The 11,722-nt window shown below is 61.1% G+C and carries 13 protein-coding genes and 1 riboswitch; of the genes, 8 read left to right on the top strand and 5 right to left on the bottom strand.

What is annotated here, in order from left to right:
- Positions 1 to 68: 68 nt before the first annotated feature.
- The 3 genes from AYK61_RS21880 (at position 69) to AYK61_RS21870 (ending at position 2,323) form a co-directional block, all read left to right on the top strand.
- Positions 69 to 692: a DUF4352 domain-containing protein gene (locus AYK61_RS21880; RefSeq protein WP_121873089.1), complete on the top strand. Its 624-nt coding sequence runs from the start codon at positions 69 to 71 to the stop codon at positions 690 to 692.
- Between the two features lie 79 nt (positions 693 to 771).
- A complete protein-coding gene (locus tag AYK61_RS28005; protein WP_259468219.1) occupies positions 772 to 1,194 on the top strand; it encodes a hypothetical protein in 423 nt (140 codons plus the stop codon).
- Between the two features lie 553 nt (positions 1,195 to 1,747).
- Positions 1,748 to 2,323, top strand: coding sequence for a DUF4352 domain-containing protein (locus tag AYK61_RS21870; protein WP_259468218.1), 576 nt, complete (start codon positions 1,748 to 1,750; stop codon positions 2,321 to 2,323).
- 339 nt (positions 2,324 to 2,662) lie between these two features.
- Here AYK61_RS21870 and AYK61_RS21865 read toward each other — a convergent pair whose 3' ends face one another.
- The 3 genes from AYK61_RS21865 to AYK61_RS21855 all read right to left on the bottom strand — a co-directional run bounded on the left by AYK61_RS21865 (position 2,663) and on the right by AYK61_RS21855 (position 6,767).
- The gene (locus tag AYK61_RS21865) at positions 2,663 to 5,275 is read right to left on the bottom strand and encodes a DEAD/DEAH box helicase (RefSeq protein WP_220709165.1); all 2,613 of its coding nucleotides are present in this window, start codon (positions 5,273 to 5,275) and stop codon (positions 2,663 to 2,665) included.
- 348 nt (positions 5,276 to 5,623) lie between these two features.
- A complete protein-coding gene (locus tag AYK61_RS21860) occupies positions 5,624 to 6,001 on the bottom strand; it encodes a hypothetical protein (RefSeq protein WP_121873086.1) in 378 nt (125 codons plus the stop codon).
- Between the two features lie 112 nt (positions 6,002 to 6,113).
- A complete protein-coding gene (locus AYK61_RS21855) occupies positions 6,114 to 6,767 on the bottom strand; it encodes a hypothetical protein (protein ID WP_121873085.1) in 654 nt (217 codons plus the stop codon).
- 224 nt (positions 6,768 to 6,991) lie between these two features.
- Here AYK61_RS21855 and AYK61_RS21850 point away from each other — a divergent pair, with 224 nt between their 5' ends.
- Both AYK61_RS21850 and AYK61_RS21845 read left to right on the top strand, forming a co-directional pair.
- The gene (locus tag AYK61_RS21850) at positions 6,992 to 7,543 is read left to right on the top strand and encodes a DUF3558 family protein (RefSeq protein ID WP_147458378.1); all 552 of its coding nucleotides are present in this window, start codon (positions 6,992 to 6,994) and stop codon (positions 7,541 to 7,543) included.
- A gap of 14 nt (positions 7,544 to 7,557) precedes the next feature.
- Positions 7,558 to 7,959, top strand: a complete 402-nt coding sequence (locus AYK61_RS21845) for a hypothetical protein (RefSeq protein ID WP_121873083.1) — start codon at positions 7,558 to 7,560, stop codon at positions 7,957 to 7,959.
- A 407-nt stretch (positions 7,960 to 8,366) separates the two neighbouring features.
- Here AYK61_RS21845 and AYK61_RS21840 read toward each other — a convergent pair whose 3' ends face one another.
- Positions 8,367 to 9,239, bottom strand: coding sequence for a carbonic anhydrase (locus AYK61_RS21840; RefSeq protein ID WP_121873082.1), 873 nt, complete (start codon positions 9,237 to 9,239; stop codon positions 8,367 to 8,369).
- Positions 9,240 to 9,305: 66 nt separating this feature from the next.
- Positions 9,306 to 9,424, top strand: a riboswitch (SAM riboswitch).
- 28 nt (positions 9,425 to 9,452) lie between these two features.
- On the opposite strand from AYK61_RS21840, the gene AYK61_RS21835 reads away from it, so the two are divergent.
- Positions 9,453 to 9,881 carry a mandelate racemase/muconate lactonizing protein gene (locus AYK61_RS21835; protein WP_121873081.1) on the top strand — a complete coding sequence of 143 codons (429 nt, stop codon included), beginning with the start codon at positions 9,453 to 9,455 and terminating at the stop codon, positions 9,879 to 9,881.
- A 39-nt stretch (positions 9,882 to 9,920) separates the two neighbouring features.
- Here AYK61_RS21835 and AYK61_RS21830 read toward each other — a convergent pair whose 3' ends face one another.
- Positions 9,921 to 10,385, bottom strand: a complete 465-nt coding sequence (locus tag AYK61_RS21830) for a nucleoside deaminase (protein WP_121873080.1) — start codon at positions 10,383 to 10,385, stop codon at positions 9,921 to 9,923.
- Between the two features lie 75 nt (positions 10,386 to 10,460).
- Here AYK61_RS21830 and AYK61_RS21825 point away from each other — a divergent pair, with 75 nt between their 5' ends.
- Positions 10,461 to 11,264 carry a DUF3558 domain-containing protein gene (locus AYK61_RS21825; RefSeq protein WP_259468217.1) on the top strand — a complete coding sequence of 268 codons (804 nt, stop codon included), beginning with the start codon at positions 10,461 to 10,463 and terminating at the stop codon, positions 11,262 to 11,264.
- Between the two features lie 11 nt (positions 11,265 to 11,275).
- Positions 11,276 to 11,671, top strand: a complete 396-nt coding sequence (locus AYK61_RS21820) for a hypothetical protein (protein ID WP_121873079.1) — start codon at positions 11,276 to 11,278, stop codon at positions 11,669 to 11,671.
- Positions 11,672 to 11,722: the final 51 nt, after the last annotated feature.

Raw genomic sequence — 11,722 nt, 5'->3', positions numbered from 1 at the left:
TCAGCCGAGGCGCGGACAGGGCCGACTGCGGTGTGGTTGATGCATCGCCGAACGAGAGGAATTTCGACATGACCAACCACAACCCGAACCCCCAGCAGCAGTACGCCCCGCCCGCTCCCGAGCAGAAGAAGAGTTGGTTTGCCCGCCACAAGATCCTGACCGTCATATTGGCGATCGTCGTGCTGGGTGTCCTCATTCGGCTCATCGGTGGTGGTTCGTCGGAGAACCCGACAGCTCCCGCGCCGGCCGGATCCCCGTCGTCGGAAGAAGCGGCTCCTGCTGCCCCTGGCGAGCCGACTCAGCCGGGTATCGGCGTCCCAGTGCGTGACGGGAAGTTCGAGTTCATCGTCACGGCCGTCGCGCCGCCCGTCACGACCGTCGGCTCGGAATACCTGACGCAGACTGCTCAGGGTGAGTACGTCCAGGTGATGATGTCCGTGCGCAACATCGGCGATCGTGCGCAGAGCTTGGACGCGTCCTCGCAGAAGCTGCTCGACGCCGACGGCAAGCAGTACTCGGTCGACAGCCTCGCGACTGCCTACCTCGACGAGGGCATCGGCTACGAACAGATCAACCCAGGCAACGCGCTGGATACGACCGTCGTGTTCGACGTCCCTGTAGGAACCGTGCCTGCCGAGATCGAGCTGCATGATTCGGCGTTCTCGGGCGGTACGACGGTGGCGCTGCGGTAGCCGGCGCCAATCGCTCTTCCTTTATCTCTCAATCCAATTCACTCGGAGCAGTTCCGGCTGCGACCTGAAGGAGGAAACTATGACCAACCTTCAGCTGTCCCTCGTTGCTGCTTTGCTCGACCGGTCCGGCTCGATGCATTCCATCGCCGACGACACCCGCGGCGGATTCGACTCGTTCATCACCAAGGAGCGTGAGGCCGAGGGGCGGACCGTGGTCACGCTCGCGCAGTTCGACGACCGGTACGAGCTGGTCTACGACAACGCGCCCATCGAGGACGTCGAGCCGCTCGTGCTCGAGCCGCGGGGAAGCACCGCGTTGTACGACGCGATCGGCCGGCTCGTCAGCGAGGTCGGTGCCGGTCTGGCCGCGATACCGGAGGACGAGCGTCCCGGCTCGCTGACGGTGCTCGTGATGACCGACGGTCACGAGAATGCGAGCCGGGAATGGACGAATTCTGCTGTGCGAGAGCTGATCCAGCGGCAGGAAGCTGAGTACAATTGAGACTTCCTGTTCCTGGGATCGAACATCGATGCCGTCGAGGTGGGTGCCGATCTGGGCTTCCAGCGGGACAAGTCGATAACGTACGTCTCGACATCGGTCGGCGTGACGGCGGCCTTCGACTCGGTCGGCGTGACGGCGGCCTTCGACTCGGTGGCGGACTACCAGCACCGGAAGCGATCGGCGGGAGTCGATGCGTGTTCGGTTTCGGCTTTCACTCCGGAGGACCGCAGACGAGCGCGGGGGAGTAGGGGAGATGGGGAGACTGTACGGCGCGTAGTCATTCGGTCGGATGAACCTCGAAGCTGGAGCGAAACATTCCGACTCGCCGGTTGTATACCTACTAGGCACCACTTCGACCAGAGGCCAGGACTTCATGACATTTCCGCACGATCCCAATCAGCCGCAGCCCTCAGGGCAGTCCCCCTATGGGCAGCCCCAGGGTCCTTACGGTGCCCCGCCTCCGCATGGGCAGCCCTACCCTCAGCAGCCGTACGGTGAGCCGCAACCGCCAGTGCAGAAAAAGCGGAAGTGGCCGTGGGTGGTAGGTGGCGTAGTGCTTGTGCTCATAGTGGCCGGGATGGTGGGTGGGGGTGACGAGGAGACATCCAGTACGACGGCGCAATCCACAACCTCGTCCACGGCTGCACCTATCGCAGCCGGAAATTCTCCTTCTGCTGCGGTCGTTGCTCCGGTCGAATCGGTTGCTCCCGCACCAGAACCTGAGCAGACGGCACCGGGTATCGGCCAGGAAGTGCGCGATGGCAAGTTCGGTTTCGTCGTGACCGGTGTCGAGACGGGAATCACGACCCTGGGCGACAACCCGTACCTCCAGAAAGACGCACTTGGGCAGTTCGTTCTGGTCAGTGTCACGGTGACCAATGTGTCCGACCGTGCGCAAAGCTATTTCGGCTCGAACCAGAAATTGATCGACGAACAGGGTCGTGAATTCGAAAACGACGCGATGGCAGCGATCAATTTGGAGGCAGAAACCGCGATCGGGGGCGATATCAATCCCGGTCTCTCGCAGAATATCACAATCGTGTTTGACATCCCGGTGGATGCGGTTCCCGCGACGCTTGAGGTTCACGACTCGATGTTCTCCGGCGGGGCTGAGATATCCCTGCGATAGATCGGCGATTCTTGGCTGGCCGAGCACGAACAGTGCTCGGCCAGCCATCGATTCAGCTAACGAGATGGGTGCTTGTGTCGATGCCATTAACTCGACAGCGACAATCGGGCTCTGGCGCAAGCTCGTTCAGTCGCGGCCATGTTTGAAGGTATTAGCGCAGCTGCAATTCGCTCTCAGGCACACGATTGCCGCGGAACGAGCTTGTCCGTCGCCGCACGAACTTTCTGCACTAAACCTAGTCGGTTCATTGATAAAAGGTGTAGTGCGAAATGTGGATGATTTTGGTCCCGAGAGCATGGTAGTCGTGATCAGAACTCGAATTAGGTGGACTGCGCCTCCCTAGCGCATTTCCGTCATATCCAATGCTGAGACAAGTTCGAACCCAGGTCTGCCGACCAAGCTCGCGATAGCCGTCATTCCAGGAGTCTGGGTACTACGAACTACCCGCCAATCGCCGATGATGTAGAGCCGCTGTTGAGCTCGAGTAATACCAACATTCAGCAGCTTGGCGGCGGAGACCTCACGCTTGTTGCCGGATAAGTCTGCTTGCGCGGCCCAGCGGAGGGGTCCAGAGTCCTGCATCAGGTCGAGGATGACGACGTTGTACTGCCGTCCTTGAAATTTGTGCGCGGTCCCGCATTCGATGGACAGTGCGTTCCTCCGTGCAAGTGCCTCCGCTCGCCGGGCATGCGCCGCGTACGGGGATACAAGACCTAATGGAGCGTTCGCGTCTGGCCGGTGACGAGCATGGATGGTCTCGATCAAGTCGAGACCGAGGGGGTGGGTCCACGACTCGTTGTCCCGGCGCAACCCCTGCCGAGGATGAGCTGCTGTGTCCACGAAGATCACGTAGGGCGTCGGTGCCAATTCGTCGTTTTTTCGCCAGGAGCTCTCCAAAAGCCCATCGTAGCAGAAATCGTTGACTATGCCCGCGATAATGGGTGGGTATCGATATTGTGTAAGCAGAGCCACGCAGTGTGAATTATTCTCAGCAGAAGCACGATCCGTGACACCCAGCAATGCAAAGATGTCATCTTCCTGCCAGTGCAGCACCTGTTTGTCGTCCTCGGTGATTGCGTCATCAGTATCGGTGATCGGCGCATTCTGGAGAAAGTCACCAACATATGCAAGGCAGCGATCAGCTTTCGACCCAGCGTAGATCAATTGCGCAATTTGAGCCGACGCAGCCTCGTCTACAATTACGGTGTCGAATCGTCGGTTCGACAGCTCGGCCTTGGTCGTCAACGAAGAGAGCGTGCACGCGATTACCGGTGCGCCTTCGAGCAGGTCCCGTTTGGTCGTCGCATACTCGTCTTCGAGCAGCTTCTTCTGGCGATCGAGCTCCCTCGACGCGGCTTCGAGCGTCGCCACGCGTTCGTTGTATTCGTCGCGTTCAGAGAGGGCCTCCAGAGTTCCGTCCTCGCGCGCCGTGGCGATGATCCCCTCGTGATTCGACACGGCGTCGGCGGAGCGCCGCGCTTCGTCGTGTTCTTCCATGACGTGCGCCCGATGCACCTGCGCCGCAGACTCCTCAGCTCGCAAGGCCGACGCTTGCCTCATCAGCTCACGGGTGCGGCGCTCGGCTGATTCGCCGACCAAGACTTGCTCTTGGGCGGTCGTGGCCTCCCTACCCATGATCGCAGCCTCGCCGGCCAAAGCTTCGAGCGCGGCCTGGGCAGTCTGCACCTCTGACGCGAGCGCATCACGTATCTGGAGAGCGCGGAGCACACGTGCATCCGCCTCTCGGCGCCGCCATGGCAGTCCTGCACTCCAGGATTGGCGCGCCGACGTGGCCTTCGACCATTCCAGGACCGAGTCGGAGTGTGCGACCCTCAGCGATGTGAGCCTGCGCTCGCCGGAAAGGGCATCTTCAGCCACCCTATGTGCGTTGGACGCGGCCGCCGCCGCGCGTTCTCTGAGCCCCGGCAACACCGACGCCACGATCGCGCTGGATTCAGCGGCCCGCTCGACCCGCGCGACCTCGGAGAGTCGACGTGCCGACTCTTCCGTGCTCGCCGAGATGCGCTCGGCGAGCTCCTGTGCGGTGTTTGCAGCTTCTCGCGCTCGAAGCGCGGATTCCAGCTGTACCCCGTTGCCCCGTTCGAGTCGCTGTATTACGACGTCGAGGTAATTGCGATCAGGGTGGGCACGATTAACGGCGACTGCCGACTGGATCGCGTGTAATCGCGCGACGCGGTCGGTCATTACTGCGGCAGCCTTGTCGACTGTGAGCCAGGGATGTTCGGATACCTTGGGCGTGAGATTGTCCGACGCACCGACTCGAACGACCTGGCCGGGTACGGTCACCGCCTCCACCACGGATTTCACCACGTTGTCCACTGCCACGTTGGTGTGCGACGTAATCAGAACCGATCGGCCGCGACTCAACGCATGAGACACGGCTTCTACGATGACCTTCGTCTTTCCAGTTCCGGGTGGTCCCCAGACCAGCCACGCACCCCCTTCTGTCATCGCTGTCAAGGCTTGCCGTTGCTCCAGGTTCAGTGCGGAACGTGCGGGAATCGGAGGAACCGCTTCACGTGACCACAAGTCGACGACCAGAGGGGCGCGCGTCGACTCCTCGAGTCGCACCCTTAATTGTTGAAGTAGATCGAGATCGAAGTCGTCGACGTACGCGACTTGTACATGGGTCGCAGTGCCGAGTGCCCTACGAGTGGAAGGGGTGATCGTCAGTACCAGCCGGCGGGCGCTCGGTTCGTAAGCCAACTCGACTTCGGTTCGCACTGGGTCGCTTGCGCTCGCAGTATCGGCATCCAACACGACAAAGGTGCGGCCCGACCATCCACTTCGAGGTGAGGGAACCGATGTCATGACGGTCAGTAGCTTTCGCTCGGGCAACGGCAATGGCTTGTTCGTTACCTTGACGAGTTTCGCTTGTCGAACTCTACGCGCGATCAGTGCGTCGAGACCCTTTAGCGTTTGCTCGCGCACCCATTGCCATGTCGCAATAGACCCGTCTAAAGGTTGTTGTCTTCGCGCGACAGCGCCATTTGATGTTCCCCGACCCGACATGCCACAACCGTATATGGGACTTGGAGGACATAGGTACCGAGCATGCGACCTACCCTCAATACCTGGCGCTGCGAATTGAGTGTTCAACCAAGATCGTCTACGTCCATTCGAGGTGATGCATTTTTCAACCCGTGCAGGGCGTTGGTGGCACGCTGATTACGAGGATCAGCGCCACCATGTTGGGATTCGGCGCTAACGTGGGGCCGCATAGCGCGCCTTGAGGGATCGCTGAATCGCGTTGTCACACAAATTGTTCCACGTATGGCGTCAGGCGAACGCGATGCGAAGTCCGACGCTCACTGTGGCCCCACCGGCGCTGAGGATGAAGTTGTGTCGTCCTTCGTCGCGGAACACCATCTGCATCGGTAGGAACCAGAACCGATTCTCGCCGGTGAAGCCGGCACCGGGGATCTGGAGGCCGCGTTGGTTGACGATGTGTTCGCCGTTCGCGTCGAGCACTTCGAGAGTCGCGGGGAAGTCTTTGCCGATGTCGTCGGGGCCCGTCTGCAGCAGCGCGATCAGGCGGCATTCAAGCATGCGGGTGTCGCGAGGAATCGTGCAGGAATCCCAGACGCCGCCGAGGATGTCGAGCATGTCGTTGGAGGCTCGCGCGTACTCCGCGAAGAACAACCCGGTGATGATCATCGGCTTCCTCTCTCGTTCAACTGCCCCGAGGCAAAACGACCTTGGCTAGCCGCGTCGACCGACACGGCCACGCGCACAACTCTAGGCGGCGCGGCGGTCGACCCTCGAACTCCTATGCCGTCGTGCGCAATGCCCACGCCCGCGCGAGTGCAAAGGTTGCCACGAGTACGCACAGCACCGCCACGATCACGGCGACGAAGGTCGATGCCGTCGTGGAGAATCCGCGAATCCAGGCAGTCCCCGTTCCGACGAGAGTGGCGAGGACACCTCCTACCGGGAGAAAGGAAGCCACGACTTTGGTCGTCCGGGACGACAACGGATCGTGACTTGCCCTGAGCAGCAACCGAACCGAGGCGATTCCGAGCATGTAGGCCAAAACTCCGGTACCTGCGTATATCGGCAGTAAGTAGTCGGTCGAGACGCTCGAACTCAGACCGGAAAAGCTTGTTGCGACCAGAATCAGTACGGGAGTCATTCCCAGCGTCACTCCGATCAGACCGGCAACGGCGACCAGTCCTACTCGCCGAGAGGGATCGACGGCGAATCGAAAGCCGCACAGGTACAGCACCAGGCCTGCGAGCATGCCGACCACTGCGCCGGTCGAAGCAGCGACAATGGGCTGCACCCACGGCCCCAGCGTGGTGTCCGGACCATAGAACGACCCGCCGGAGACGTACGCCGAGTACCCCGCAGTCGCGGTCGCCGAGTGACCCAGCACCGCAATCACCGCGCCGAGCAAAGCAAAACCACTTCCCTGTTTGATCACGCGTCAATGATGACGGATGTCCGATCTTCGTAGGGAAATTCGGCCGGAGTGTTGCCCGGTCACGGCTTCGACCCCGGGGTGCGACGGTGTCCACTCGAGTGGGGACAGCGTCGCACCGATCGGGAACGCCAGGCACAACTGCGTCCCGATGCAATGGAACCGATGCATCGGTAGCTGCGTCCAACATCAAGGATGGGTTCCATGGACGGAGTGCTGTGAGCAAGATGCGATTGCTGGTCGCGGGTGTGGTCGGTGTGATGCTGATTGCAACCGGGTGCGGCGCGACCGAAGGCATGCCCGTTGCGGCACCGTCGACGACATCGGTGATGACAACCGCTCCGGCGAATGGTGCGTGGGATCCGTGCACCATCCCAGACGCTGCCATCGGCGGCGCGGGGTTGGCCGTGGAGACGAAGTCTTCGAACTTGGTGGGGGAGCTGCCGATTTCGGAGAACTGGATGACGTGTATCTGGACCAACCCTTTGCCGACGCCGTGGTATTACCTCGGGATCTTCTCGTCCGATGAGAGCCTGGACTATCTACTTGGCAGTGGACGTTTCGGGCAGGTCGAGCCGATTGAGGGCCTCGACGGTTTGAGGTTCCGCCGGACTGCTCAGTACGACGAGGTCAACTGCGGCGTCGCCTTCGAGCACCCTAATGGCGTGTTCTACCTCATCCTCGACGGCTTTCTGGCGACCGAGCCCCTTGGAGATCCGTGTGTCGAGGTCGAACGGTTGGCGCGTTCGCTCCGGCCATCCATGCCTTCATCGAACTAGTTGGGGAAGAAGCAATGGGGTCAGAAACGAACGAGCTGGCGGCTTCGATGCAGCAGTGGCAGTCGCTGTCGATGCAGGCAGAGTCCGGTCAGCTCGAAATTCCCGAAGGTGTGGCGTTCCGGTGCGACGAGGTCTGCGCTGCCTACATTCGGCACTTGCAAAATATGGCGCGTAAGACGGAGTATTTGGTCGACGTCGAGGCATTCGGCACCTTGGATTCGGCCAGGCAGCTCGGCGAAAAGTTCGAGAGGATTGCCTTCAGTGGTGATCGATCGCTGCGCGTCGTGCTGACGCAACACATCGAGGTCATCGAGCTGATGCGGTCGGTGTTCAAGCGCTATTTCGATGAGGCCGAGTACGCCGATCAGCGGACCTTGAAGTCCATCGGGGAGATCGCGGAGGGTCTGGGCAAGTGATTTTCATACTAAGTCCGTTTGCTCAATGCCGCTATGAATCTGAACAGATGCAGCCCTGCTGCCGAATCGGTGTTCGAGCAGAGGCTCAATACCGATTGAATTGTATTGAGCAGTAGGGCAATTGAGCGCCACGCACGTACTGCGCGGTTCTACTGATGGTCGTCCCTCTTCTGGGCGGTACCGATTACGTTCGTACTCTGCGTGGCAGGTACAGGACTCACGCTGACGATCGCGTATGCAATCGGGCGGTGACGAGCACTCCGCATCCGAGTACGTCAGCACCGCCCTTGGTTGGATTCTTTCTGTAAGGCGCAGTCGTATTTTTCGGATTCTGTTGGTTCCTGATTTCGTTGGTGACATCGCCAGTTGACGACGGCGGCGTTTGGAGCACCCGGCGCAGCGCTCTGTCAGCGTCCTTCACTGTCGAGTAGAACGCTGCGGCCGCCTTGCTGCTGTAGCGGCCGCGCGTTCTGTTCGATCACCGCTCGAAATTCGTCGAGCTGCTCGGCCGAGGCCTGTATCGGAGTTGTCATGACGATCCACTGCACGCCCTCGGTGCACGGGGGAGTGGTGAGGGAGCCGGTGTAGCGCACGTTCGTGCGGTCGGCAGGCAGTAGTTGTGAAGGATCGAAATCGTCGAGTTCTGCGGTGTCACCAACGGCAGGCAACTCGTCGAAGTAGTTTCCCAGTGCCGCGTTGGGCGCGCCCTTGTCGATGAGGACCCCGACTACGGTGATGCTTCCGTCCTCGGCGGTGTGCACCAGATGCAATTCGGCGTCGTGACGGACGCCGTCGAGTTCGTGCTCGGCCGGTTCGTGGAGATGGAACTGGGTCAACCGAAAGTGCTTGTCGTCGACGACCACCTCCGATCCAGGTGTCTCGTCGGCCTGCACCGTGTGTGTCGTGTTCTTCAGCGCGACATCACCTGGCCGATAATCGAATTCGAGTGCAGGTAGGTCGGCAGGGGTCGCATCGTGGAGGTCTATCGGGGATTGTGCCGACGTGTCGGCGCACGCGCCCCATTCGGGGCTGAGGGTCGACCAGGTGGCGGGGCCCAACTCGCCGTCGTACTGGAACTCGGTGGCCTGCTGAGCTCCTGCTTGTTCGGCGGCTGAGACAGCCCTGGAAGCTGCAGTCGTCGTCCCGCCATCGGACATGGTTTCCGGTTCGGTGCTGCCCGAGCCCGCGCATCCCGCGAGAAGCAGCGGCAGAGCGGCGGTGGCAATGGCACCGCGAAGCAGGTGACGCACGATCCCTCCCAATTTAATTGCATAGTGCATCTAACTGAATATGTCTATCACACGGACTGTGGTGTGCGTCGATCCTCTCGGCTATGGTCGGGAGAAGTTCATGAGTGGCAGCTGTCGGTACCTGGCCGGCTGTCCGGCAACCCCGTCTCCATCGACAGGGTGCCCCAGGGGAAGAACCGGCGCGTCCCGCAACCGCAGGCGCGCAAGTCGATGGAGGGTTGCACCTCCGGGGCGAGGTGAACGATGTCCGGTAGTGACGAACTCGAAGCAGCGCAGGCGAAGTGGGAACCCATTCCGCCGGAACGGCGTCGTACGTGGTGCCAAACGCTATTGAGTTACCCGCCGATCTGGTACGGCGTGTTTCCGATGATCGAGACTCGGAGGCTGGTGCTCGAAGGCGGGTACGCCAATGCCGAAGTCTGGATCGACCTTGCGAAACGTGCTGAAGCCGTGGGCTTCACGCCTCAGACGTGGCTGATATTTCGACAGAGTCTCGAACCCGCTTACCTGAAGGATCGATTCGCGTCCCATCCCGAGAACATGCCCAAACGGCGCGGGAACGGCGGCGTCGAGACGGTGGTGGTCGATCCCGAGGACTTCTCCGAGTGGCCGTGGCTGTTCGAGGCGGGATATCGCGCGGGCGAGGCGACTTGGCAGGCGCTGGCTCGCTGAGTGATCCCAGCACAGACAGGCCCGGTTCGGCGGGGCCGCTTATGCGTCCTCCCCGATGTCCTCGAACCACAGGCTCGGGCGCTCAGCGAGCATGCGTTCCATCAGTTGCACGCATTCGGCGTTGTCGACGACGTCGACCTGCACTCCGTGCTCGCGTAGCAATCGCTCCGACCTCTCGAACGATCGGTTCTCACCGACGACGATTCGCGGAATCTCGTACAGCAGGGCGGTTCCCGCGCACATGAAGCACGGAGACAGGGTTGTGTAGAGCACCGACTTTCGGTACACCGACGCGGGGAGACGACCTGCTCGTTCGATGCAGTCGGTTTCACCGTGACGGATTGCGCTGTTCATCTGGACACGACGGTTCCGTCCCACAGCAAGAACTTCGCCGTCGTGCACGAGTGCCGCGCCGATCGGAACGCCGCCTTCATCCCAGCCGATTCGTGCCTGTTCGATTGCCAGTCCGAGAAAGTACTCGTCGGTGCGTGCAGGATCGGTCAAGTTTCCTCCTGGGCGTGTACGAACTATGAGTGTGATCCGTGTCAGTCGACCAGGCGTCGAACAGATTGCCAAGGGGTGCGGTGCGTCCGGATCAGCCTCGGCCAGCTCACCATTGTCCTTCCGATCCGCGCGGACCTCGAACAGCGCCCCGGCGTGCCGCAGCCGCTGGGGCTGACGACGGCGACGAATTCATCTCTGTCGAAGGGACAAGACCGGGCAAGTCGGCATCCAAAGCTGACGTCGCCGGACAAGGCTGGAACCGATTCGTCGTGGGCTGCGTCCAATGCATTGGGCGGGTCGACGAAATGGAGTGGTGTGAGCGCGATGCGATGGTGGGCAGCGGGTGTTGTCGGCGTAATGCTGCTCGTAGCCGGATGTGGCGGGGTGTCCGACGGTGCGCCGACTGCAGCACCGTCGACGACCTCGGCAGTCTCTGCGCCCGTGTCGACTGAAACATGGGATCCGTGCACCATTCCGGATGAGGCGATCGAAGCCGCTGGATTGGCGGTAGAAACCAAAAAGTCAACTTTAATTGGTGAACGGCCGATATCGCCGGATTGGTCAACGTGCTATTGGAGGAATCCGCTCCCCGAATCGTGGTACCACCTCGGCGTCTTCTCGTCCGTGTTTTCGTTGGACTATCTGCGCGAGGAGGGACCGTTCGAGCAATTCACCGCGGTCGACGGGTTCGACGGTCTGCGGTTTCAACGCAAGATCAAGTACGACGAAGTCAGTTGCGGCATCGCTTTCGGGCGCGACGGAGGCGTTGTCTATTTCATGCTCGATGGTCTTGCCCGGACTGAGCCCCGCGCCGATCCGTGCGCTGAGGTCGAGCGCCTGGCCCGGTCGCTTCGTTCGTCGTTGCCGTCCTCGAAGTGACAGGGGAGTTAATGGAACCGAATGACCTGGCGTCGTCGATGATTCAGTGGCAGTCGCTATCTGCGCAGGCAGATGCGGGAGTGCTGGAAATCCCAGAGGGCGTGGCGTTCCAGTGCGACGAGATCTGTGCCGCATACATCAGGCACCTGCAAGACATGTTGGGCCAGACCAAGTCGCTCGTCGACGTCGAGGCATTCGGCACCTTGGATTCGGCTAGGCAGCTCGGCGAAAAGTTCGAGAGGATTGCCTTCAGTGGTGATCGATCACTGCGCGTCGTGCTGTTGCAGCACATCGAAGTCATCGAATTGATGCGGTCGGTGTTCAAGCGCTATTTCGACGAGGCCGAGTATGCAGATCATCGGACGTTGAAGTCCATCGCCGACGTCGCCGCGGGTACGGGCATGTGATTGGCCGGAGTCCGGGGCCCGGTCGGATTCTGTTCGTCGAATACCGATCGT

The sequence above is a fragment of the Rhodococcus sp. SBT000017 genome (assembly GCF_003688915.1).
Taxonomy (GTDB): Bacteria; Actinomycetota; Actinomycetes; order Mycobacteriales; family Mycobacteriaceae; genus Rhodococcoides.
This window is presented reverse-complemented; position numbering and strand designations above follow the sequence as displayed.